Genomic DNA, 22,993 nt, shown 5'->3' on the forward strand with positions numbered 1-22,993 from the left:
CGCTCAGTCCGCCGCCAATTCCACCGGGACCGCGATCACGTCCACCATGGCCCCGTTGCGCAGCACGGTGACGGGCAGTTGCACACCGATCGCCTCGGCGAACAGCTGTCGCTGTATGCCCTGGGCGTCACGCACTTCCGACCGTGCCACACTCAGCACCAGATCACCGCGGCGCAGCCCGGCCTGTTCGGCGGGGCCGCCGCGGACCACCTCGACGATGCGCACTCCGGCGGCCTGCCCGGTGCGCGCGGCGACCGGCTCGGGCAGCGGCGCGGGCACGCCGACCAAGCCGAGGTAGGCGCGCCGGACGCGTCCCTCGGCGTGCAGCGTGCCGATGATCCGGCGCGTCGTCGCGTTGATCGGGATGGCCAGGCCGAGCCCGATGCCCGCGACCGCGGTATTGATGCCGACCACCCGGCCTGCCGAATCCGACAGGGCGCCACCGGAATTACCGGGGTTCAGCGCGGCGTCGGTCTGGATCACGTCCTCGATCACCCGCCCGGCGCGGCGAGACGCCACCGGAACCGCGCGCCCGAGCGCGCTCACCACGCCCGCCGTCACCGAACCCGCCAGGCCGAGCGGGCTGCCGACCGCCACCACCAGCTGACCGACCACCAATCGGTCGCTGTCCCCGAGCGGCACCGCGCCCGGCGCACCATCGCGAGCGCGCAGCACGGCCAGATCCGACAGCGGATCCACCCCGACCACTTCGAACCGGGATTCCACTCCGTCGGCGAAGACCACCTCTCCCCCGCTCGCCACGCCGATGACGTGCGCATTCGTCAGCAGGAATCCGTCGTCGGTGAAGACCACCGCCGATCCGCTCCCCCGCCTGGTCCGCACACTGGCCACGTGCGGGGTCACCGACGCCGCCACCGCGATCACGGTGCGGGAGTAGGCATCCATCGCGGCGTTGTCCACGCCGACCACCACCCTGTTTGCCGGAACTGCACTCCTGACGTCCAGGATGCCCCCGTGGCGTGGACGACGCACCGTGTTCGCCGCAGGCGCAAACCGGACCGCGGCCTGCCGGGCGTGTCGCGGAGTGCGCCGCGGCCCGCGGGCTACGCCGAGGGCACCCGGTCGAGGAAGCCGTGCACACTCGTGATCCGGCCGTCGGCGCCGAGGGTGATCACGTCCGAGCCCGCGACCGGGGCGCTGCCATCGGCCGCCGAGACCAGCTCCCAGGAGAAGCGGGCGATGTCGTGGTGGCCGTCGACCTCGCCCACACGGCGGAACTCGAAGCCGGGGAACTGTGCCTGCGCTCCTCCGATGGCCGCCGCCAGCTGGGCGTGCCCGCTCACCTCCGCGAGCGGATCGGTGTATCCGCCGTCCTCGGCCCAAGCGGCCGCGACCGCCGCGGCCCTGGCTTCCTCGTCGGTGGCATTCCACGCGGCGAAGTACCGATCGACCGCTTCGTCGTAGCGCGACATGATGAATCCTCCTGTGCGGTAATGGTTTACAGTCACCGATCCGAAGTTCTCCGATCGGCTGACCCCAACCTTGCCGTGCCACGCGCCCCGCGTCGATTACGCGCGAGGTAATGATCGCCGGAAACGAAGCGGGCGGGGATTCAGCGCAGTAGGCCCTTCTTCCTCAGGTACGCCAAGGGGATCACCGCGGCCATCAGCGCCAGCAGTGCAGTGACCAAGAAACCCAGCTGACCGGAGATTTCGGAGATGCCGGTGAGATCCATGGCGTAGCAGCCCGCGATCAGCGTGGGCGGCAGGAAAGCCGCGGTGGCGACGGTGAACGCCTTGACGGCCTCGTTCTGACGCGCGCCCAGCCAGGTCGTCACAGACTGCTGGAGGTGGCGGGCCCTGTCGGATTCGACGCCCGCGTGCTCCTTCACCCCGTCGATGTCGGCGAGCAGGAGGCCGATGGAATCGTTCAGCTTCCCGTGGCCGGACCCGGCGTCGGCCATCAGGTGGCGCGCGGTGCGGGCCAGTTGCAGCTGGGTCTCGCGGGTGCGTGCGACGATGCGCGCGGTGGCGTCCAGCCGTGACATGGCCTCGCGCAGGTCAGCGATGTCGGTGCCGCTTCGCTCATGGCGTTCGAGTGCCTGCTCGATCTCCTCGTGCATCGCCTCCAGCGCGTCACCGGCGTGGTGGAGCACCCGTTCCGACGCCTCGTTCAGCGCCCACAGCAGCGCGTACATCACCCCGTGCGCGGAGCCGGCGAGTTCCGGGCTGCGGCGCATTTTCGCGACCGCCTTGTCGAAGGGGACGAAATGCTCGGACGGCTGGAGCGTCACGAGGAATTCACCGCCCAAGGCGAAGACGATCGTCGCGTGTTCGATCGTCTCGCCGCGCTGGTAGCGGGCGACCACCGGGAAATAGAGGAAGTTGTCGGACTCCCAGACCTGCCTGTCGGCGACGGTGAAGTCGATCCCCAGCCGTTCCCGGAGCACCGCAGCGGTGTCGGCGTCGTCGGCGGCGAGTGGAATCCAGTGCTGCTGGAGCACTTCGGTGTCGAAGTGGTCGGCGGTCACGGCGCTGAGAAAGGTCGTCATCGACTACCGCTGCCCGGGGAAGGAGCGCTGGAGCGAGGCCGCCTGCTGCGGACGCTCCGGTTTCCGTGACCGAGAAGAGGTTTCGGCTTTCTCGAGCAATCTGGCCATAGCGGGAACTCCAATACTTACTATCGTGCGGGGCTGGCACGCCCCTCCGGACAGAGGACGCGCGCACGGGGCGGGCAGCGTCGAGCCCCGACGAACCCGGTCGCGCCGTGGACGAAGGACCAGCGCATCGGCCGGACGCGCACGCCGTTACGCGTCGAAGAGCTGACGAAGGTCGGAATTCGATGCCGCGTCGGACGATCGGGGCGCGTTGCCCGGCCGCCGATCGCATACAGATCAACGACGCGGCGGCGCAACCCGTTTCTCGAGGGCGGCCCGGCTGTAGACGTCGATACTGTCAACCGGCATCTGCCGCTCACCTCGCTTCGTTGGTCGACCGGCGCACGAATTGCGCCATCCATCATTAGAAACCCGCCGATCGGGGTACGTCAATCAGTTGCGCAAGTGTTCGACAACGCGCCACCCGGTGGAAATCCAACGGCCCGGATGACGGCCAGAACAGCGGTTTTCGGCCCTGCGGCGCACCGGCCGGTCGGTGGCGACCCTGCGGTTGCACAGCCGGACACGGCCGTGTCACCCTACCGACAGCTATGGAGGCGGACGTGACCCAGCACAGCGAGCCGCCGGGCCCCATCCCGGAAGACCGATTACGCGACGCCGCAGCGGTTTTCGGCATGCTCGCGGCCACCGCGCGCCTGCAGATACTCTGGCTGCTCGCGCAAGGCGAGCGCGACGTCGGCAGCCTCGCCGCCGCCGTCGGCCACTCCGTACCCGCCGTGAGCCAGCATCTGGCCGAACTCGAACTCGCCGGGCTGGTCCGCGCCCACAAAGACGGCAGGCGTCACGTCTACGCCATCGCCGACCCCGACATCGCCGACCTCGTCCGTCTGGCCTTCCGCCACCACCGCGCGCATCACGACTGACCCGGCGTCACTCCGCCACGTCCACCCCGTAGTGGCGAGCCAGCGTCGCGAGATCCGTCGGATAAGCCTGCCCCACCGCACGCAACCGCCAGACGTCGCCGCGCAGGTACATCTCGGCCAGTACCAACGTGCGTTCTTCGGCGGCCGCGTCCAAGGTCGCGCGCGTGAGGTCTCGACGCCGCGCCACACGTGTCGATCCACCCAGCCTGGTCCTGCTCCGCAACGAACTCGTCGTGCGCGGAGCCCCGACCGCACCCGATGACGTTCTGGTCGACATCGTAGACGAGGTCTACTTGCCGCTGATCCGCCGGCGCGATCCGGCCACACCGGCGGACGCCACTCGTCCACCAGCGCGTTGCTGAAGTGGTCGCCCGTCCAGCTCGAGTACTCGGCATCGGGCCGGTTCGGCGCGACGAACGCCCGTGCCGCGGTTTCCGCGCAGCTGGCGGGCAGGTTCGCCGTTCGCGCAGGACAGCGAACCGATGAGTAGCTTTTCGCCCACCTCCGGCGCCCTATCGCGGGCGCGCCCACCGAACCCGCCAGTAGGGTTGACCACGACGTTGCCAGGCCTAATGCTCTTGTTTGGCCGAACAGCTCGAAACCGGACATTCGAACGATCCTCATCGTCGTTGCGCCGAGTTGTGGCGGCGACGAGGCCGGTGCGGACCTGCTCCGGTGTGCAGAACTCGAGGGGAGATTCGCGTGACCTACCGCCTGACCGATATCGATTGCGTGAGTGCGCGGGGGCACTCCGCGCTAGGGGGGACCCTGGCGATACAGGCGGTCTGGCGTTATGACCGTCCGGTCGACATGGCGGCGCTGGAGCGTTTCCACGAGGCACTGCGGCACGGCAGGCTGGGGAGAGCGGTCGCGCCCGCGATGATTCCGGCCGCCGGAGACCGGTGGACCACCCGCACCGAGTTCAGCCCGCTCGAGGTCACGGAAGCGCCCATCCCTCCGGGCGAGCTGGAAGCCTGGATCGCCGAGCAGGGGCATGCCGAGTTGCGCACCTTCGGCGGACCCGCATGGCGGCTGGCGGCGACCCACCTCGACAACGGGGGAAGCGCGGTGTCGCTGCTGGTTTCGCACACCCTCGCGGACGGCCAGGCGTTCTGCGCGGCGGTCACGGACGCGGTCGCGGACAAGCGGCTCGATCTGGCGTACCGCAGCGACGAATTCGGTCGGATGCGTCTGCTGGCCGGGGATCTTCGCGATGCCGCGCGGCGTGCCCGGTCGTTGCCGTCGGCTGCCGTTCTGGCGTTGCGGTTGGCCGTGACCGGACGGGGCGGCAAGACCGCACCTACCGACGAGGACGCGCGGCACTTCCGTCTGCCGACGGTCACCGCGACGGTCCCGGCGCAGCGCTGGCATGCGGCGGCGCGCAGCCGGGGCGGCACCGGCACCACCTTGGCGGTGGCGATGATGGCGTCCATCGCCACCGCGATCGGCCGCACCGACGACGAGGGCCGGGTTCGCATGATGATGCCGGTCAGCACCCGCACCGCCGACGATCTTCGCACGAACGCGCTGACCTCCATCGCCTTCGAGGTGGATACGCGCGACGGCGAACCGGCCGACCTCGCCCCGCTGCGCGCGGTGATGAAGGAGCAGCTCAGCGCGGCCACGGCCAGCGGACAGGATGTCCCCCCGCTGGTCCCGGTCGCGGTGGCGCTGCCGCGCGGACGCTACGCGGCGCTGGCGCGGCAAGCCGCCACCGACCCCATCTCGACGGTGTGTTCCAGCCTCGGCAAGCTCGACTCCGAGATCCTCCGCATCGACGGCCGTCCGGCCTCGGCGATGATGCTCGGCCTGGTCAATCAGAGCCTGAACTCGCGGACCGTGGTGACCGAACGCGGCGGTAATCTGTACGTCGCGCTGGTCGAAACCGGCGAAGCGATCACGCTGCGCGTCATGGGTTTCCACCCGCCGACGCTCCTGGACGCCGAGCAGCTCACCGAGCTGGTGCGGGCCGCGCTCGCCGAGTACGAGCTCTCGGCGACCTTCTGGTAGCGGCGGGGGGAGCCTGCCGGCCCAGCGGCTCCATGCGGTCGCTTGTCACCGTGATGTGGCACGATCTGGTGAGTGACCAGCAGACCCGCCGCGACGCAACACCTGCACGACCTCGCGCGGCTTCGCCGCGTCCGCGACCGCATCGACCGGGAGTACGCGCAGCCGCTGGACGTGGAGGCGCTCGCGCGCGACGCGCACATATCGGCCGGGCACCTCAGCCGCCAGTTCCGGCTCGCCTACGGCGAGTCGCCGTACGCCTATCTCATGACGCGGCGCATCGAACGCGCGATGTCGCTGCTGCGCCGGGGCGACCTCAGCGTCACCGAGGTCTGTTTCGCGGTCGGCTGTTCGTCGCTGGGCACCTTCAGCACGCGCTTCACCGAGCTGGTCGGCGTGCCGCCCAGCGTTTACCGGCGCGATGCCGCGCGCACGACAGCGGGAATCCCGTCGTGTGTGGCGAAACAGGTGACCAGACCGATCAGGAATCGAGAAGCGCCGGTTACCGAGCCGCAATTAGCCTGACTGCCATGGACATCACTATTCACGCGAGCTTCCTGCCGCACGACGATCCGGACGCGGCCCTCGCCTTCTACCGTGACCTTCTCGGCTTCGAGGTGCGCAACGACGTCGGATACGAAGGGATGCGCTGGCTCACGGTCGGCCCGGTCGACCAGCCGGGCACGTCCATCGTTCTGCACCCCCCTGGCGCCGACCCGGGCATCACCGATGACGAGCGCCGCACCATCACCGAGATGATGGCCAAGGGCACCTATGGCGGCATCCTTCTGGCTACCAAAGATCTCGACGGCGCTTTCGAGCGACTGGTGGCCGGGGACGCGGAGATCGTCCAGGAGCCGACCGAGCAGCCGTACGGGGTCCGCGACTGCGCCGTCCGCGATCCCGCTGGCAACCTGATCCGCATCCAGCAACTGCGCTGAGCCGCCCGGCGCGCGGCCGCGCCTCGAGCGATGGCCACCGTCACCCCGAGCAGCACGTCATCCGTGACGAAGACGTCCGCGGGCCCGCGACTCGGTGGGCGGTGCGCCGGCTTCGGAGCCGCTGCCCACGACAGCCGGCTCACGACCGGTCCGCCGCAGGAGACGGCCGCGACCCGCCGCTGGTCCGACGCCTCGGACCGGGCGCATCGACAAACACTCAGACGGATCCGCCGACCTGGTTGAATCGAGCCAGGCGACGCCGACCCCGGGCCGCGCAGGCGGCCCCGCCCGACAAAGGGAGACACGATGAGCACGGCCACGACGACGGACACGCGGTCGCCCGCGCCGCACGCTGCCGACAGCCACGATCTGATCCGCGTGCACGGCGCACGCGAGAACAACTTGAAGGATGTCAGCATCGAGATCCCGAAGCGGCGGCTGACGGTGTTCACCGGCGTCTCCGGCTCGGGCAAGAGCTCCTTGGTGTTCAGCACCATCGCAGCGGAGTCGCAGCGGCTGATCAACGAGACCTACAGCGCCTTCGTCCAGGGCTTCATGCCGACGCTGGCCCGGCCGGATGTCGACGTGCTCGAAGGGCTGACCACCGCGATCATCGTCGACCAGCAACGCATGGGTTCGGACCCGCGCTCCACGGTCGGCACCGCCACCGATGCCAACGCGATGCTGCGCATCCTCTTCAGCCGGCTCGGGAAGCCGCACATCGGCTCGCCGCAGGCGTACTCCTTCAACGTCGCCTCGATCAGCGGAGCGGGTGCGGTCACGACCGAGCGCGCCGGGAAGACCGTGAAGGAGCGCCGCAGCTTCAGCATCACCGGCGGCATGTGCCCGCGGTGCGAAGGCAGGGGCTCGGTATCCGATATCGACCTCACGCAGCTCTACGACGATTCCAAGTCGCTGGCCGAGGGCGCGTTCACCATTCCCGGCTGGAAGTCGGACAGCTTCTGGACGGTGCGGGTCTACGCGGAGTCGGGCTTCCTCGACCCGAGCAAGCCGATCCGCAAGTACACCAAGAAGGAGATGCAGGACTTCCTGTACAAAGAGCCGACCAAGGTGAAGGTCGAGGGCGTCAACCTCACCTACGAGGGGCTGATCCCCAAGATCCAGAAGTCGTTCCTGGCCAAGGACCGGGAGGCGATGCAGCCGCACATCCGCGCCTTCGTCGACCGGGCGGTCACCTTCACCACGTGTCCCGAGTGCGACGGCACCCGGCTGAGCGAGGCGGCTCGATCATCGAAGATCAAGGGGATCAGCATCGCCGACGCCTGCGCGATGCAGATCAGCGACCTGGCCGAATGGGTCGGCGGCCTGGACGAGCCGTCGGTGGCGCCGCTGCTGGCCGCGCTGCGGCACACCCTCGATTCGTTCGTGGAGATCGGGCTGGGCTACCTCTCGCTCGACCGGCCCTCGGGCACGCTGTCGGGCGGTGAGGCCCAGCGCACCAAGATGATTCGCCACCTCGGCTCCTCGCTCACCGACGTGACCTACGTCTTCGACGAGCCGACCATCGGCCTGCACCCCCACGACATCCAGCGGATGAACGATCTACTGCTGCGGCTGCGGGACAAGGGCAACACGGTGCTCGTCGTGGAGCACAAGCCGGAGGCGATCACGATCGCCGATCACGTCGTCGACCTCGGCCCCGGCGCCGGTGCGGCGGGCGGCACCGTCTGCTTCGAGGGCAGCATCGCAGGGCTGCGGGCCAGCGGAACGGTCACCGGCCGCCATTTCGACGACCGGGCTTCCCTCAAGGCGTCGGTGCGCAAACCCACGGGCGCACTCGAGATCCGCGGCGCGAAGGCGAACAACCTGCGTGACGTCGACGTCGACATTCCGCTCGGAGTTCTGGTCGCCGTCACCGGTGTGGCCGGGTCCGGCAAGAGCTCGCTGCTGCACGGGTCCATTCCCACGGGCGAGGGCGTGGTGTCGGTGGACCAGGCGCCCATCCGTGGCTCGCGGCGCAGCAATCCGGCGACCTACACCGGACTGCTCGACCCGATCCGCAAGGCGTTCGCGAAGGCCAACGGCGTGAAGCCGGCGCTGTTCAGCGCCAACTCCGAGGGAGCCTGCCCCACCTGCAACGGCGCGGGCGTCGTCTACACCGACCTGGCGATGATGGCCGGTGTCGCCATTCCCTGCGAGGAGTGTGAAGGCAAGCGGTATCAGGCATCGGTGCTGGAGTATCACCTCGGCGGCCGCGACATCAGCGAGGTGCTCGCGATGTCGGTGCTCGAGGCCCGGGAGTTCTTCGGCGACGGTGCGGCGCGCACACCGGCCGCGCATGCCATCCTCGACCGGCTCGCCGACGTCGGGCTGGGCTACCTCAGCCTCGGCCAGCCGCTCACCACGCTGTCCGGCGGCGAGCGGCAGCGGCTCAAGCTGGCCACCCATATGGCCGACAAGGGCGGCGTCTACATCCTCGACGAGCCCACCACCGGCCTGCACCTCGCCGATGTCGAGCAGCTGCTGAGCCTGCTCGACCGGCTCGTCGACTCCGGCAAGTCGGTCATCGTCATCGAACATCACCAGGCGGTCATGGCGCATGCCGACTGGATCGTCGACCTCGGCCCCGGTGCCGGACACGACGGCGGCCGGGTCGTCTTCGAGGGCACTCCCGCCGACCTCGTCGCCGCCCGCTCCACCCTGACCGGCGAACATCTCGCGGCCTACGTGGGCGCCTGAGCGAGGTTCGCGCGGGCGCCCGTGGCCGCGCCCTCAGCGGCCACGGGTCCTCTCGCGGAACGTCAGTTCCAGTTGTCGATCTTGACGTCGTAGGGCTCCGGGGCGCCTTTCCCGGTCTCGATCAGCGACTTCAGACTCAGCAGAAAGACCGCCCACTTGGTGCTGCAGTGGTGCATGGATTCCACCGGTTCCTTCCAGCCCTGATGCTTGAACAGAACGATGGCGTAGTCCTCGGCCTGAGCGAGATCCCAGTGCAGCTGCGTGCCGACCCAGTCCTCGGGTCCATCGATCACTTCCCACCGCACGCGCTTGCCCGGATCGAGCTCGGCGACCCTCATGTCGAATCCACCGGCGCCGAACCGGAATTCGAGCACACCACCGACGTCACTGCCTTTGCCGCTGGTGTCGGTCGTCCACCAGCCTGCCAGCCCTTCGGTGGTGGTCAAGGCCGCGTAGACGTCGGCCACCGCGGACTTGATTCCGACTCTGTGCAGGATGTCCACCATTTCGTCACTTCTTTCCGATGTCGATTGCCGTTGATATGTGAATTCACTGCTGGTCTTGCCCGCGCTGAATCGCCTCGGCGATCCGCTTGATACGACGCAGCCTGGCGTCCCACGCCGCCCCCACCGAGGACAACTGCGCGACCGCGCGGGCGAGCTGCGCCTCGTCCACCCGGTACCGCCGCTCCCGCCCGGCGGGCGTGGCGTGCACCAAACCGACGCGGTCGAGCACGCCGAGATGCTTCGCGACCGCCTGCCGCGTGACGGGCAGTTGCTCACTGAGACTGGTGGCGGTGCCGCCGCCCTCCGCGAGCAGCAGGTCGAGCATCCGCCGACGAGTCGGATCTCCGACCGCCGACCACAGGTCGTCGTCGACGGCGGCGGTCACCGGGTGGACACCAGCCGGGCGATGTACTCCCCCAGCCGCGGAATATAGGTATCCCAGCCCACGGTGTGCTCGCGATACTGCTCCGCCGACTTCGCGGCCTCCCAGCCCATCTCCCGGAATCCGGTCTCGACGAGCCGGATCGTGGTACCCGCGCCCGACGGAACGAGCTCGAACGTGACCAGCAGTGACCCGGCGGAGTCGTCGGCCTCACGGTCGGGGTAGCACCAGCGGAACGAGAACACCCGAGGCGGCTCAGCGTTCACCACGGTGATCGGAGCGACCTGCGCCCGGTCACCCCAGACGAGTTCACCGACCGCGCCGGGCGCCACCTCGAAGTCGGCATCGTCGGTCCACCACTGCGAGATGTGCTCCGGGCTGCTGACCACCTCGAAGACCACCTCGGGCGAGGCGTCGACGTAGATCTCCCGTTCGATGCTGCCGTACTCCATACTCGCCACCCTTTCGTCATGCGCAACATTTGGTTGCACATCACGCTAACCCGCCTTCGCTTCTCGCGCAACCATTGGTTGCATATGACTCGAGCTGTTCCTCAGCGGACGCTTGAATGCGACATCTGCGACATTTACAGTAATTTCGTCGCACAAACGAAAGGGTCGACGATGACCGCACACCTGGACACCGCCCACGACGAGAGCGCGGGAGAAGACCCGCGACTCGGACCCGGCACACTGCTGTGGCGTTATCTGGGTGACCTGCGGCTGTTTCTGGTCGCCGCCCCGTACGGCATGTTGGAGCTGATGCACCCCGCGGTCGGCGCGGGCGTCACCGGGCACTCCGACTTCTTCGGCGACCCGTGGGATCGGGTCCTGCGTTCGATTCCGGAGATCATCGGCACCGTCTACGACCCGGTCGAACGCGGCACCGGAACCCGGGTCCGCGACTATCACCGCCACATCCGGGGCACCGACGCGCACGGGAAGCGCTACCACGCACTCGATCCGGAGACCTACTACTGGACGCATGCCACGATGGTGCAAGCGACCATCGACATCGCCGACGTGTTCGGCGACGGCCTGACCGCAGCCGAACGCGAGCAGTTGTACCAGCAGAGCAAGATCTGGTTTCGGCGATACGGCGTGAGCGACCGGCCGATGCCCGCCGATTACGCCGCTTTCCGGAAGTACTTCGACGCCGTCTGCCGCGACGTCCTGGAAGCCACGGAGTCGGCGCGGTGGCTGACCGAGCGGCTGCGATTCACCAGCGACATGCGACTGCCGTATCTGCCGCAACCGGTCGAACGGGTACTCCGGCCGGTGATCATGTCCGAATACCGGGTGCTCACCGCCGCGCTGCTACCCGAGCCCGCCCGGGAAAAGCTCGGCCTGCACTACAGCAGAACCGACCAGGCGCATTTCCGCGCCACCGCAGGCCTGATCCGCAACGCTTGGCGGCTCATCCCCGAACCGTTGCGCTACCACCCGAGGGCGCGCGCGGGCCTGCGGCACGCCCGCGCCCTCGGGCAGTATTAGGGCCATGCGCAGTGCCCGGCAGACGACCGCCGCCTTCGATGCCGACCAGCTCGCCGCCGACATCGAAGGCGACCCGCAGGCCATCCGGATCATCGACGCGGCCCTGGCGGAATTCCGCGACCACGGCATCGATCGCGTCCGCATGGAACACATCGCCCGCCGCGCCGGCCTGCATCGCGCCACCGTCTACCGGGCCTTCCCCAGCAAGGATCTGCTGGTCACGACGGCGCTGACCGTGTGGCTGCGGCGCGTGCTGTCCGGGATCACCACTGCCGTCGCCGACCACACCGACGTGCGCGACCGCGCCGCCGAAGGTTTCGCCATCGCCCTGCGCACGCTGCGCACCGACCCACTCACCAACCGCGTCCTGCTCGCCGACGAAGGCGGCCAGCCCTTCGTCATCACCTACGGCGCGACACTTCTCGCCGCGGCGCGCGCGTTCTTCGCCGAACAGCTCCGCCGAGCCGACGACCTCGGCGACATCGATCCCGACGCATCCGCCGAGATCGCCGCGCGCCTGTCCCTCACCCTCCTGCTCATCCCGGACAGCTACTTCTCCCTCGAGACCGACGAAGACGCTCGCCTCTTCGCCCGCCGCCACCTCATTCCCACCGCCATTCGATAGGCCGGACCGCCGACACGGTCGCCGCGCTGTACCGGCGTCGGTCTCCGCGACGGTCACACGAGCGTGCCGTGCTACCGAATGCCGTTACGGCACGGCGTCTTCAGGCTCGATGACCAGGCAATACGAGGTTCGCCTTCGCTGTTGTGCGGGGCTTGCGGCAGAGCGCCTATCCCGAACGGACAGCCGCTGGGATCACCCGACCTGGTCGGGGATCGCCGGACTCGGTGTCACCGTGCGGTCGTCGCGGGCGAGAGTGAAGGTGATCACGACCGGACCGCCGGAGGGACAGCAGTTCGCGTCGCGACCCTCCAGCCACCGGTACTGCACCCGCACATCGCGGTCGCCCGAACCGACCACTGTCGTGTAGGACGTCGCTTTCGCCGTCGCGGTGCCGAGATAGCCGTCGTGGTCGAAGAACAGCACGTGCCAAGGGGAACTCGCCGTTCCACCGGGTGTCGCGGCCAGCACCCACAGCAGTTCGGGGCAAGCTCCTGCGGACGCGTCGGTGACGGTGTCGACGACGTACGGCGTGCCACCCGGCGCGGGCCCGAGCGAGGTCATCGCGTCGGCGACCACGCTCGACCCGGGATCGACGCATCGACCATTTCCACTGGTAGCAGGAAGTTTCGCGGGCGCCGCCTCGGTAGTGGTGGCGCCGCCCCGCGCGGGCGTCGTCCGAGTGGCCTCGACGGTGGACCGACCGGGTTCGCTCGTTCCGGTCGCCGGCGCACCCGATTCGCCCTGACAACCCGCGACAGCCACGCTCACCGCGATCGCCGTCACCGCCGCACCGATGATCGTCTTCATTCGCCTCCCTTTCGAATTCCCGACAACTGGAAGTCGGTATCGCACGCACACCGTTACATCCGCGATTTTCCGGGCATGTGTTCGGCATGATCACCATCTCTGCCCGGTCCCGGAGGTCACTTGCCGACGAATGCTGCGCGGCACCGCGTTCGGCGAGGTCTGCGCGGTGATCGGTAGTGTCGACCGGGTGAGTATTTGGGTGCGCCGGAAGTTCCAAGGTATCGGACGAATCGATCGAGCGATCGGCGGCGCGGTCGCCGAACTGCCTGCTTCGATGGTCGACCGAGGGCTGCTGCGCATCACCAACAGCGCCGATTTCAGCGGGCTGTGGCTGTTCATCGCGACGCTGCTCGCCACCCGCCAAGGCGCACCTCGGCGAGCCGCGCTGCGCGGTGTCGTCTCCCTCGCCGGAGCCAGTCTCGTCGTCAACGTCGGCCTCAAGTCGCTCATCGCACGGCGCAGGCCGGCCGCCGAACTCCTGCCGGTGCACCGGCGACTCACTCCCGCCCCCACGTCCTCCTCGTTCCCTTCGGGACACAGCGCCACGGCCGCGGCGTTCGCCACGGCCGTGGCGCTGGAAAGTCCGCGTACCGCACTGGTCGTCGCCCCGCTGGCCGCCACCGTCGCGTACTCGCGGGTGCACACCGGCGTGCACTGGAGCTCGGACGTGCTCGTCGGCGCGGCCGTCGGTTCCGGTGTCGCACTGGCCACACGGCGCTGGTGGCCGGTGCGTGAATCCGACGAGGCGCAAGCCCGCCCGGTCCGCGAGGTCCCCACCCTGGTGGAGGGCAAAGGCCTTGTGGTGATGGTGAATCCGATTTCGGGCGATCCGAATTACGATCCCACCGACGACGTCGCGGCGGCACTGCCCGCCGCCACCGTGCTGCGCACGCGACCCGATCTGGACTGTGCCGAGCAACTCGAACAGGCCATCGCCGAGCACGGTGAACCGGTGCTGGCGGTGGGCGTCGCCGGTGGTGACGGCACCGTGGCCGCCGTGGCCGCGGTCGCGTTGCGCCACGAGTTGCCCTTGGTCGTCATCCCTACCGGCACACTCAACCACTTCGCCCGCGACCTCGGCGTCTACGACCTGCGCGAGGTGATCGATGCCACCGGCGTCGGCGAGGCGGTCGCGGTCGACATCGCGAGCGTCGAATGTGAGGACGAAAGCGGTTCGCGCACCAGGCATCTGATCAACACGGCCAGCCTCGGCGCCTATCCGGATCTGGTGCAACTGCGCGAGAAGTGGCAGCCGCGCTGGGGTAAGTGGCCTGCCTTCGCCGCCGCGCTCGTGGTCACCCTGCGCCGGGCCGAGCCGATCGAGATCTGCCTGGACGGGCGCTGGCAGCGGGTGTGGTTCCTGTTCGTCGGCAACGGTCCCTATCACCCGCACGGCGCCGTGCCCGCGTTCCGCGACCGGCTCGACGCCGGGCTGCTCGATGTGCGCTGGCTGCGCGCCGATCTGCGGTGGTCGCGCACCCGCGCCGTGCTGGCGCTGCTGCTGGCGGCGATCGGCCACAGCAAGGTCTACGGCGAACGCCAACTGCCCGAACTCTTCGTGCAGCTGCCCACTCCGGAGGCGCTGGCCACCGACGGTGAGGTGGTCGGCAAAGCCACCCGCCTGCACTTCGCCATCGCGGGTCAGCTCGCGGCCTACCGCCGGGACGAATCCAATCCGCTCTGGGCCGACCGCAGTCGCCCCCACCATCGCCGAGCACCCTGGGTTCGCGACATCTTCCGGGCCCGCAGGCCGTTTCAGCGACGAGCGGGCGAAGACTGAGCGACGGGTCGTGGGAGTGGGCGGCGACCGCAATTCGCTCCCTGCCCCACCCCGGTCCCGCCGGGGATGTCTACTCCGACAACGAAGTTGCCGGACCTGATGACGGGCCGCACCAGGCGGACATCGCGTAGTCGGCGGCTACTTCATGAAGCGCAGCAAGCCGAGGTTCGGCTCTAGCGCGCCGTCCTGACCCAGGGACAGGAAATCCGCCTCGACCGCGGCCGGTTCCAGGACACCGGCGCGCACCGCGTGGTACCGCACGACCGACCAGAGGAAGACATCGAGGTCGTCGAAACGGGTCTCTCCTTCGACGACTTCCTCCTCGTGGAACCAGATCGCGATCTGCCCGTTGGTGAGCACCACGTACAGGTTGCCGCCGCCGTCCGCGCCGATCGAGTACACGTCGTCGTCGGTGAGCTCGGTCTCGTAGTCGCAATCCCGGATCCCGCAGTCGTTTCCGGCGAAGTCGAAACCGTAGGACCAGGAATGGATGTCCAGGAACTGCGGCATCCGCCCGGATCGCACCCGTCGATCGAAGGCCGCGAGCGCCGCCGCGTTCGAGGGTGCCAACCGTTCGAGGAAGGGCGCCACAGGCCGGGTCTCCTCCGGCACGGTGACCGGCGGCCGATCGGCGAACCATCGCGCCAGGTCGGCGTCCAAGTCTCGCTCGACGTAACCGGCCGAGTCGTCACGGGTAACTGTCACCGCCGAATCCTAGAAACCGCCGACGACATTCGCCGAGCCGCCGACTTCGGGCTCCGAGACGTTTTCCGCCCTACCTGGCGATCCGGCAATGGGCAAGGCGCGGCACCCGGCGCACCTCGGGTTAAGCTGCTGCACCTATGGCACTCAGCGCGACACTGCACAACTTCGCCGTCCACTTGGCCGACGTCGATCGCGGCGTCTATCAGGAGTTGGAGTTGCGGGTGGCGCGTCACCCGTCGGAATCCGCGGAGTTCATGCTGACGCGCGTGCTGGCCTACTGCCTCGAGTACGAGGAGGGCATCGCCTTCAGTGACGGCGGGGTCTCCTCGACCGACGAGCCCGCGGTGCTGGTCCGCGACCTCACCGGGCGCGTCACCGCGTGGATCGAAGTCGGCGCACCGGACGCGGAGCGGCTGCACCGGGGCAGCAAACTGGCCGAACGCGTCGCCGTCTACACCCATCGCGATCCGATCAAGGTGCTGGCGCAACTCACCGGCAAACGCATCCATCGTGCCGAAGCCATACCGCTGTACAGCTTCGACCGCGACTTCATCGATGCCGCCGTCGCCGCCGTCGAACGGCGCAACACCGTCACCCTGTCGGTCACCGAGCGCCTGCTGTATCTGGACCTCAACGGCACCGGCCTGAGCACCTCGGTCGACGAGCACCGGCTCCCGTAATCTTCGGGCGGCCGCCGGGTAGCGCAGATTTGCAGCCCGTGCGGATCCGATGCCGGAACCGAGTGCCGCCGCGCGAAGCATCGGCGGCATCGAGTCTCGCTACCGCGGGCAGCGCCGCGACCGACTCATCTGATCCGGCGTTCGCACTCCTCGAACTCGGTCCCCGTTTCGACGCAGTCGTAAAGGCCGCTTTGCTTGTCGCCGCTGGTGGGAGGCTCGCCGCACAGGATCCCGCAGCGCTGGTAGTTCGGGACGGCGGTGCCGTCGGGCCAGTGGCAGGCATCGCTGTCGCAGGTGTAGCCGCGTGTGTTGGGGTCGCGCGGGATCGGGTCTCGGCTGTAGGACCATACGAACGCGTCGGTGCCCTGCACCTGTGTGCAGTAGACGGTCCGCCCGTCGGCGAGGTGGCCGACCGCGCCGGGATCCTGGCAATAGTCGTTCAACGTGACGGTTGAGCCGTCCGGCGCTGCGGCCGACCCGCTACCGGACGGCAACGGTGCGGCCGCGGAGGTCGCGAACATCGCCGCCAGAAATGTCCCTCCGCCCACAACGCCCAGCAGAACTCGGCGCCCCACCCCCCGCTCACCTGGTCGGAACATGCTTCCCTCCCTTCCTCGAGGCCCAGCAGGCTACCGGACTATACGCCCCTACCCCGCCGACTGCCGCACAAGTGGCACACCACCGAGACCCATACACCTCGCCGCGGCCATGTGCGGGGGTGATCGTCCGTCGAGGACGATCAGAACAGGAAATACCGCTGCGCCATGGGCAACTCGGTGGCGGGTTCTTCGCGCCAGACCTCGCCGTCGATGCGGACGGTGAAGGTGTCGGGCTCGACCTCGATGCGCGGCATGGCGTCGTTGTGCGGCAGGTCCGTCTTGGTCACGCCGCGCACATTGCGGACCGGCACCAGTGTGCGCTGGACCCGCAACCGGTCGGCGAGGCCGTCCTCGATCGCCTGCTCGGAGACGAAATGCAGCGAGGTGGCGGCGGCGGTCGCCGGGGCGGCGCCGAACATGGGACGGGGCAACACCGGCTGCGGGGTCGGGATGGAGGCGTTGGCGTCGCCCATCGCGGCCCAGGCGATCGCGCCGCCCTTGAGCACGGCGTGCGGGCGGACGCCGAAGAACGCGGGCTCCCAGAGCACCAGGTCGGCGAGCTTGCCGACTTCGACCGAGCCGATCTCGTGGTCCAGGCCGTGCGCGACGGCCGGGCAGATGGTGTATTTCGCGACGTAGCGCCGCACCCGGGCGTTGTCGGCCGCGCCGTCGCCCGGCAGGGCGCCGCGGCGGCGTTTCATGACGTGCGCGGTCTGCCAGGTGCGCAGCACGACCTCGCCGATGCGGCCCATGGCCTGCGAGTCGCTGCCGATCATCGAGATGGCGCCGAGATCGTGCAGCAGATCCTCCGCCGCGATGGTGGACGGGCGGATACGGCTCTCGGCGAAGGCCAGATCCTCCGGGATCGACGCGCTCAGGTGGTGGCAGACCATGAGCATGTCCAAGTGCTCGTCGAGGGTGTTGACGGTGTGCGGACGCGTCGGGTTGGTCGAACTGGGCAGCACGTTGGGGTGGGCGGCGACGGTGATGATGTCGGGCGCGTGCCCGCCGCCCGCGCCCTCGGTGTGGTAGGCGTGGATGCCGCGCCCGGCGATCGCCGCCAGGGTGTCCTCGACGAAACCCGCCTCGTTCAAGGTGTCCGAGTGCAGCGCAACCTGCACCCCCGCGGCGTCGGCCACGGTGAGGCAGGCATCGATCGCGGCGGGCGTGGAGCCCCAATCCTCGTGCAGCTTGAATCCCGATGCCCCGCCGCGCAATTGCTCCCACATGGCCTCGGCGCTGACGGTGTTGCCCTTGCCGAGCAGCACGATGTTCAGCGGCCACGCGTCGGTGGCCTCGAGCATGCGCGCGAGATGCCACGCGCCCGGCGTCACCGTGGTCGCCTTGCTGCCCTCCGCCGGACCGGTGCCACCGCCGATGAGCGTGGTGATCCCGCCGCCGAGCGCCTCCTCCATCAGCTGGGGGCAGATGAAGTGCACATGGCAGTCGATCGCGCCCGCGGTGAGGATGCGGCCGTTGCCCGCGATGATCTCGGTGGACGGGCCGACGACCAGGTCCGGGTGCACGCCGGTCATGGTGTCGGGGTTGCCCGCCTTGCCGATCGCGCTGATCCTTCCGTCGCGAATACCGACGTCCGCCTTGATGATTCCCCAATGATCGATGATCACCACGCCCGTGATCACCGTGTCGGGAGCGCCCTCGGCGCGCGTCGCGCGGGACTGGCCCATGGATTCGCGCAGTACCTTGCCGCCGCCGAACACGGCCTCGTCGCCCGCGCGCCCCGGTCCCCCGCTGCGGTCCTCGGTGATCTCGATCAGCAGATCGGTGTCGGCCAATCTGATCCGGTCGCCCGTCGTCGGCCCGAACAGTTCGGCGTACCGCGCCCGGCTCAGCTCACTCATCGCGTCCTACCTCCTGTGCCCGCGCACTCTGCCCCGCCCGGCGCCGGGCGCACGCGCTAGTCATCCAGACGGCCCGGCGGGGCCAGGCTGATGCCGTGGACTTCGCGGGCGCCGCCCAGCGGCACGAGCCATACGCGTTGTCCGAGACCGGGTTCGAAGCGCACCGCGGTCCCGGCCGGGATATCGAGACGATGGCCGTGCGCGGCCGCCCGGTCGAACTCCAGCGCCGCGTTCGCCTGCGGGAAGTGCGCATGGCTGCCGACCTGCACCGGCCGGTCACCGGTATTGATCACGTCCAGTTCGAGGCGCCGCGCACCGGCGTTCAGTTCGATGACGCCCTCGGCGCAGAAATACTCGCCGGGGATCACGCCGGGCCTCGGTCCGGCTCGAGGTCGCTCGGGTATCGCATACCGGCCGCCTAGCCGATCGGGTGGTGCACGGTGACGAGCTTGGTGCCGTCCGGGAAGGTCGCTTCGACCTGGACGTCGGGGATCATCTCCGGCACACCTTCCATCACGTCGTCGCGGGTGAGAACCGTCCGCCCCGAGGACATCAGTTCGGCGACGGTGCGGCCGTCGCGCGCGCCTTCCAGCACGTGGTCGGTGATCAGCGCCACCGCCTCGGGATGGTTCAACTTGAGCCCGCGCGCCTGCCTGCGCCGGGCCAGCTCCGCGGCGTAGCTGAGCAGCAGGCGCTCCTGCTCGTGCGGTGACAGTCGCATCCGGGCTCCTCACCGGTTCGCAGGGGCGGGTGACGGACATTCTGGCACGCCCGTTCCGCCCTCGCCGGAGCAGCGCTCAGGAACGGTGCGGCAGATTCTGCAATCGCACCTGACCGCGGGCCACGGTGCGCCCCTGCTCATCGGTGATGACGACCTGCCACAGCTGCTGCAGCCTGCCGCGATGCAACGGCGTCGCTTCGCCGAACAGCGTGCCCTCGCGCACCGCGCGCAGGAAATCGGTGTTGTTGTTCACGCCGACCACCGTGCCCTGGTCGCCGAACCAGACGCCGCCCGCGATGCTGGCGAGCGTCTCGATGACGGTGCAGTACACGCCGCCGTTCTGAATGCCCGCGGGCTGGTACAGATGCGGCTTGACGACCCACTCGCCGCGCACGCGGTCAGGGCTCATCTCGGTGTAGCGCAGGCCGATCAGGTCGGCGAAGGTGCCTTCGCTGTAGGCGTTCATCTGCTCGGGCGTCACATCCGCCAGCGAGCCGACCTGCGGGGTTTCCTGCTGTGTCATGCATTCACTGTCGCACAGCGTCCGCTCCCCGCCGTCGCGGCCTCACCCGCCTGCCGGTGTGACCGCCGGGCCGTTCGGACGCCGCTCGAACCGCAGGGCCCGAAGCGGTCGTGAAACCGGCCGCCCACCCCGCCGCGGCAGTCGTGCCTCAGGACACGCAGTCCCAGGTGCGGTCGTCGTCGAAGTTGCCGACCGCGCGTGATCCGGCGTATTTCTTCGAGCAGTACGCCTGCACATCCAGGTCACCCACTTCTTTCTCCTGGGCCTGGTAGGCGGGATCCTTCGACACCGTCAACTGCTCGGTCCATTCGGCGCAGTAGTAGCCGTACGGCGTCGCCTTGCCCCCGATACCGGCGACTCTCTGGTCGATGTGCCGGACGTAGACCGTCTGCCGGTGGTATTGATCCTTGCACGCCTCCGTGAGGTCGACGCGATGCCGTGTTTCGGCGGCCGCGCTCGGCGCCGACACAACCACTCCGATACCGATCGCTCCGGCGAAAGCCGCGATCGACAAGCAGCTGATGATCCGATGGATGCTGTTCGCTGTCATGAGCCGTCTCCCAAATCAGCCAGGTCATGTGCTGGAGTCAGCACTTCTCGACATCTGCCGCTCGTCCCCCGCCGCCGATCGGCGTGAATTCACACAACGTAGCCGGGAGTTCCGACCACGCACAGTCATTCGAATCGACGACAAGAGTCCTCGGCTGCGACCGATATCCATCGTTCGGACTACAGCCCGGCGGCAATGGGACTGGAATACTTCGAGCTATCTCCGGAAGGAAATGGCATGTCGCGCTTACATCGTCGAGTCACCCTGCTCGCGGCAACGCTTTTCGGCAGCCTGCTGCTGGCACCCGCGCCTGCGCATGCCGCTCCCCCGAACGCGGGCATCTACGGCATCGTGCCCAACTGGGGTGGGTGGGAATGCGTGGGCAAATTCAACAAAGTCGCCTTCGTGACGTATCACAACCACAGCACCGGGAAGAACGGCGGCGACGCGGGCGATGACATCGTGTGGATTCCTGTCACCCTGAATCGGGACAATCACATCACGATGAGTATCAGGTGCAGCTTCGGCACCCACCTCGCACAAAACTTCGTCATCAAGCCCACCCGTAACGGGCAGTCGTTCTGGTTCCGGCTGAACGGAAGCGCGACGCGCAACTGATCCACCGTCGAAGCCACGACCGGCTCACGCCGGATTCTCGGCCTCACCCGCCCGCCAGTGTCACCGTCCGGCCGTTCAGCGGCTGGGTCGGCCGGTTGCTGTGCGCGAACAGCGTCCGGTACCGGTCGACGTCCTCCGGGGTCACCGTGACCGGACTGCCGAGCACCGTCCACGGGACGCCCTCGCTGCACGGCGGCGTGGTGAGCGAACCCTGATAGCGGTATTGATCGGTGGCGGCAGGCAGCATCGAGCGCAGGTCGATCGGGCCCGCGACGACGGTGTCGGCGTCCACCGCCCGCGGCGCGACCGAGAGGATCGGCGCGAAGGCCGACGGTCCCGGCGCCGCTTGCAGCAGCACACCGAGTACGGCCACCTCGCCCGCCGCGCTCTTGTGCACGAAGTGCGCTTCCATCGCGGTGCCCACGCCGTCCACGGTGTGCTCGCTCGGCAGGTGGAAATGGAATTGGGTGAGCTCGAACGGCACGCCGTCGACCACGATGCGATTTCCGTTGCCCGCGGGGAGATTCGCCTGCACGGTGTGCCCGGTGTTGCGCAGCGTCACCGCGGGTGTCGAGTGGTAGTCGACGGTGGTGTGCTCGTGCGGCTCGAGCCGGGCGTGACCGGGCAGGTCGATGGGTGACTGCTGATGGCCGCTCTTGCAGGTGACGAAGTCCCGGTCCAGGTCGGCCCAGTGGTCGGGGCCCTCGGCGTCGTAATCCCAGTGCGGCGCGGCGTGCGGGGAGGATTCGCTCGACAGCTGCTGCTCGCCGGAGCCGCAGGCGGGAATCACGAGTACCGCGACGGCGGCCAGCACCGCTGCGATGGGACGGGACGGTGTGTTGGTGGGCAAGCTGACAACCCCTCGAACTTTCGGAGAGCCACCGTGAACCCGGTGAGAGGGCAAGCGGGCGTCCTCGACGGCTCGGAGCCGGCGCGCGACGCTGCGCACCGATGATCGCGACACGGCACCGGGCCGAGTCCACGGCGCGGCGGTGACCCACCGAGGACGACCGGACGACGAATACCCTTGCTGTGCAGCGGGTTCTACGTTCGTGTCGGCGTCAGACTAGATCCGGGACGGGGCGGCGCGCCAGAGCGCGCGACGTAGTTCACAGGGAGACAGAGCGGCGGGCCCCACAGGAAGTGAAGCCCGCCGCGGCAAGGGATCGGGGGTCACCGCAGCCCTCGGGACTCTCACGCGATCCGTACGCCGCGTTCGAGTATAGGTCAGGCTTACCTAACTAAGCAAGTCCCGGTCCGCCGCACGGGGAGCCCGCGCTCGGCCATCGCCGCCAGCAGTCCCTGCCCCCGCCTGGCGCCGGTGACGGAATCGGTCCGCGCGAGATCGGGGACGTAAGTCGAAGCGCCCGCTACCGATTCACCGACGAGAGACCAGAACCGCCGGGCACTCAAACCGGAGCAGCGGGTCATGCTCTGCTGGACGACGGTCAGCGCGGACGCGCAGCGATGCGCGAGCCAGACGTACATCGCTTCCGCGCACGGCAGCGTGACCACACCGGGGCCGCCCGCCAGCGGGTCACCGTCGATCACGCGAATAGTGGTGTCCGACAAACCCGCCCAGTCGATTCCGCCATCGTTGTCGGTATGGATCCAAAGGTTCTCCAGCCCCGGATCCCACGCGCGCCCCTCCGCGACGAGCAGCGCGACCACGCGTCCGGCGATCGCGTGGATCAGGGCCGTGGCCACCACTTCCGCCGCGATGTCGGCGCTGATCATCTCCGCCGCGTGCCGCCGGTACATGAGTTCGACACGCCCTTCGCGCACGCCGTCCGCCAACTGCCACCAACGCCGTTTCCCTTGCTCCGCGATCGCGGCCACGGCATAGACCCGCGGATGCTCCGGTTGCAGCGCGCGAAGCCGGGCACCGGCGCGTCCGAACGCCGTCGTCGAGCGATGTGGCGTGGTGATGAGCTCGGTCATCGAACCTCCTCGGGGATCGGCTCCGTCGCGCGGCGCGGCGGACACTCGGCCA

27 protein-coding genes are annotated in these 22,993 nt (G+C 68.9%); 10 read left to right on the forward strand and 17 right to left on the reverse strand.

The annotated features are described in order from the left end of the window. Window positions 1-3 precede the first annotated feature (3 nt). The 3 genes from ACGF7Y_RS28070 to ACGF7Y_RS28080 all read right to left on the reverse strand — a co-directional run bounded on the left by ACGF7Y_RS28070 (window position 4) and on the right by ACGF7Y_RS28080 (window position 2,512). A complete protein-coding gene (locus tag ACGF7Y_RS28070; protein ID WP_393238909.1) occupies window positions 4-906 on the reverse strand; it encodes a S1C family serine protease in 903 nt (300 codons plus the stop codon). 158 nt (window positions 907-1,064) lie between these two features. Beyond that, the gene (locus tag ACGF7Y_RS28075; protein ID WP_393238681.1) at window positions 1,065-1,433 is read right to left on the reverse strand and encodes a nuclear transport factor 2 family protein; all 369 of its coding nucleotides are present in this window, start codon (window positions 1,431-1,433) and stop codon (window positions 1,065-1,067) included. A 140-nt stretch (window positions 1,434-1,573) separates the two neighbouring features. Then, window positions 1,574-2,512, reverse strand: coding sequence for a CorA family divalent cation transporter (locus ACGF7Y_RS28080; RefSeq protein ID WP_393238684.1), 939 nt, complete (start codon window positions 2,510-2,512; stop codon window positions 1,574-1,576). A 668-nt stretch (window positions 2,513-3,180) separates the two neighbouring features. Between ACGF7Y_RS28080 and ACGF7Y_RS28085 the strand changes: the two genes are divergently transcribed. Further along, window positions 3,181-3,501: an ArsR/SmtB family transcription factor gene (locus ACGF7Y_RS28085; protein WP_393238687.1), complete on the forward strand. Its 321-nt coding sequence runs from the start codon at window positions 3,181-3,183 to the stop codon at window positions 3,499-3,501. Window positions 3,502-3,508: 7 nt separating this feature from the next. Here ACGF7Y_RS28085 and ACGF7Y_RS28090 read toward each other — a convergent pair whose 3' ends face one another. Next, on the reverse strand, window positions 3,509-3,688 hold the full coding sequence (locus ACGF7Y_RS28090; protein WP_393238690.1) for a TerD family protein: 180 nt from the start codon (window positions 3,686-3,688) through the stop codon (window positions 3,509-3,511). Between the two features lie 515 nt (window positions 3,689-4,203). Between ACGF7Y_RS28090 and ACGF7Y_RS28095 the strand changes: the two genes are divergently transcribed. From ACGF7Y_RS28095 to ACGF7Y_RS28110, 4 genes are all read left to right on the forward strand, one after another. Further along, window positions 4,204-5,511, forward strand: a complete 1,308-nt coding sequence (locus ACGF7Y_RS28095; protein ID WP_393238693.1) for a hypothetical protein — start codon at window positions 4,204-4,206, stop codon at window positions 5,509-5,511. Window positions 5,512-5,583: 72 nt separating this feature from the next. After that, window positions 5,584-6,033, forward strand: coding sequence for a helix-turn-helix transcriptional regulator (locus tag ACGF7Y_RS28100; RefSeq protein WP_040866561.1), 450 nt, complete (start codon window positions 5,584-5,586; stop codon window positions 6,031-6,033). Window positions 6,034-6,038: 5 nt separating this feature from the next. Beyond that, window positions 6,039-6,449 carry a VOC family protein gene (locus ACGF7Y_RS28105; protein WP_040866560.1) on the forward strand — a complete coding sequence of 137 codons (411 nt, stop codon included), beginning with the start codon at window positions 6,039-6,041 and terminating at the stop codon, window positions 6,447-6,449. A 306-nt stretch (window positions 6,450-6,755) separates the two neighbouring features. Further along, the gene (locus tag ACGF7Y_RS28110) at window positions 6,756-9,149 is read left to right on the forward strand and encodes an ATP-binding cassette domain-containing protein (protein WP_393238697.1); all 2,394 of its coding nucleotides are present in this window, start codon (window positions 6,756-6,758) and stop codon (window positions 9,147-9,149) included. A gap of 62 nt (window positions 9,150-9,211) precedes the next feature. On the opposite strand, the gene ACGF7Y_RS28115 is transcribed toward ACGF7Y_RS28110, so the two are convergent. Genes ACGF7Y_RS28115 through ACGF7Y_RS28125 form a run of 3 tightly spaced genes read right to left on the reverse strand, consistent with a single transcriptional unit; the run spans window position 9,212 to window position 10,489 of the window. Next, a complete protein-coding gene (locus ACGF7Y_RS28115; protein ID WP_393238700.1) occupies window positions 9,212-9,655 on the reverse strand; it encodes an SRPBCC domain-containing protein in 444 nt (147 codons plus the stop codon). A gap of 43 nt (window positions 9,656-9,698) precedes the next feature. Further along, entirely contained in the window at window positions 9,699-10,040 is a 342-nt protein-coding gene (locus ACGF7Y_RS28120; protein WP_393238702.1) for an ArsR/SmtB family transcription factor, read from the reverse strand. Continuing rightward, window positions 10,037-10,489, reverse strand: a complete 453-nt coding sequence (locus ACGF7Y_RS28125) for an SRPBCC family protein (RefSeq protein WP_393238705.1) — start codon at window positions 10,487-10,489, stop codon at window positions 10,037-10,039. Before ACGF7Y_RS28125 ends, ACGF7Y_RS28120 begins: the two co-directional genes overlap by 4 nt. A 171-nt stretch (window positions 10,490-10,660) precedes the next feature. On the opposite strand from ACGF7Y_RS28125, the gene ACGF7Y_RS28130 reads away from it, so the two are divergent. Further along, complete coding sequence (locus ACGF7Y_RS28130) at window positions 10,661-11,530, forward strand: oxygenase MpaB family protein (protein ID WP_393238707.1); 870 nt, start codon at window positions 10,661-10,663, stop codon at window positions 11,528-11,530. Window positions 11,531-11,534: 4 nt separating this feature from the next. Beyond that, window positions 11,535-12,155, forward strand: a complete 621-nt coding sequence (locus tag ACGF7Y_RS28135) for a TetR/AcrR family transcriptional regulator (protein ID WP_393238710.1) — start codon at window positions 11,535-11,537, stop codon at window positions 12,153-12,155. Window positions 12,156-12,347: 192 nt separating this feature from the next. On the opposite strand, the gene ACGF7Y_RS28140 is transcribed toward ACGF7Y_RS28135, so the two are convergent. Continuing rightward, entirely contained in the window at window positions 12,348-12,962 is a 615-nt protein-coding gene (locus tag ACGF7Y_RS28140) for an LppP/LprE family lipoprotein (protein ID WP_393238713.1), read from the reverse strand. A gap of 130 nt (window positions 12,963-13,092) precedes the next feature. Here ACGF7Y_RS28140 and ACGF7Y_RS28145 point away from each other — a divergent pair, with 130 nt between their 5' ends. Continuing rightward, window positions 13,093-14,742 (forward strand): bifunctional phosphatase PAP2/diacylglycerol kinase family protein, encoded by a 1,650-nt coding sequence (locus tag ACGF7Y_RS28145; protein ID WP_393238716.1) that lies wholly within the window; start codon window positions 13,093-13,095, stop codon window positions 14,740-14,742. A 138-nt stretch (window positions 14,743-14,880) separates the two neighbouring features. Here the strand turns inward: ACGF7Y_RS28145 and ACGF7Y_RS28150 are convergent, their stop codons facing one another. Next, on the reverse strand, window positions 14,881-15,447 hold the full coding sequence (locus ACGF7Y_RS28150; RefSeq protein ID WP_393238719.1) for a hypothetical protein: 567 nt from the start codon (window positions 15,445-15,447) through the stop codon (window positions 14,881-14,883). Between the two features lie 137 nt (window positions 15,448-15,584). Here ACGF7Y_RS28150 and ACGF7Y_RS28155 point away from each other — a divergent pair, with 137 nt between their 5' ends. Beyond that, entirely contained in the window at window positions 15,585-16,127 is a 543-nt protein-coding gene (locus ACGF7Y_RS28155) for a YaeQ family protein (RefSeq protein WP_393238721.1), read from the forward strand. 125 nt (window positions 16,128-16,252) lie between these two features. Here the strand turns inward: ACGF7Y_RS28155 and ACGF7Y_RS28160 are convergent, their stop codons facing one another. From ACGF7Y_RS28160 to ACGF7Y_RS28185, 6 genes are all read right to left on the reverse strand, one after another. Then, entirely contained in the window at window positions 16,253-16,726 is a 474-nt protein-coding gene (locus tag ACGF7Y_RS28160; RefSeq protein ID WP_393238724.1) for a hypothetical protein, read from the reverse strand. 140 nt (window positions 16,727-16,866) lie between these two features. Continuing rightward, on the reverse strand, window positions 16,867-18,588 hold the full coding sequence (locus ACGF7Y_RS28165; protein WP_393238726.1) for an urease subunit alpha: 1,722 nt from the start codon (window positions 18,586-18,588) through the stop codon (window positions 16,867-16,869). 56 nt (window positions 18,589-18,644) lie between these two features. Next, the gene (locus ACGF7Y_RS28170; RefSeq protein WP_393238729.1) at window positions 18,645-18,956 is read right to left on the reverse strand and encodes an urease subunit beta; all 312 of its coding nucleotides are present in this window, start codon (window positions 18,954-18,956) and stop codon (window positions 18,645-18,647) included. Window positions 18,957-19,006: 50 nt separating this feature from the next. Next, on the reverse strand, window positions 19,007-19,309 hold the full coding sequence (locus ACGF7Y_RS28175; RefSeq protein WP_062967452.1) for an urease subunit gamma: 303 nt from the start codon (window positions 19,307-19,309) through the stop codon (window positions 19,007-19,009). Window positions 19,310-19,385: 76 nt separating this feature from the next. Further along, on the reverse strand, window positions 19,386-19,775 hold the full coding sequence (locus ACGF7Y_RS28180; RefSeq protein ID WP_245663849.1) for a PaaI family thioesterase: 390 nt from the start codon (window positions 19,773-19,775) through the stop codon (window positions 19,386-19,388). Between the two features lie 205 nt (window positions 19,776-19,980). After that, window positions 19,981-20,382, reverse strand: a complete 402-nt coding sequence (locus ACGF7Y_RS28185; protein WP_393238732.1) for a hypothetical protein — start codon at window positions 20,380-20,382, stop codon at window positions 19,981-19,983. 195 nt (window positions 20,383-20,577) lie between these two features. On the opposite strand from ACGF7Y_RS28185, the gene ACGF7Y_RS28190 reads away from it, so the two are divergent. After that, entirely contained in the window at window positions 20,578-21,000 is a 423-nt protein-coding gene (locus ACGF7Y_RS28190) for a hypothetical protein (RefSeq protein ID WP_393238735.1), read from the forward strand. Between the two features lie 43 nt (window positions 21,001-21,043). Here the strand turns inward: ACGF7Y_RS28190 and ACGF7Y_RS28195 are convergent, their stop codons facing one another. Beyond that, on the reverse strand, window positions 21,044-21,850 hold the full coding sequence (locus ACGF7Y_RS28195) for a carbonic anhydrase (RefSeq protein ID WP_393238737.1): 807 nt from the start codon (window positions 21,848-21,850) through the stop codon (window positions 21,044-21,046). 383 nt (window positions 21,851-22,233) lie between these two features. Further along, window positions 22,234-22,941: a hypothetical protein gene (locus tag ACGF7Y_RS28200; protein WP_393238740.1), complete on the reverse strand. Its 708-nt coding sequence runs from the start codon at window positions 22,939-22,941 to the stop codon at window positions 22,234-22,236. Between the last annotated feature and the right edge of the window lie 52 nt (window positions 22,942-22,993).

Source organism: Nocardia sp. NPDC047654 (assembly GCF_043205035.1).
In the GTDB taxonomy this organism is placed as follows: Bacteria; Actinomycetota; Actinomycetes; order Mycobacteriales; family Mycobacteriaceae; genus Nocardia.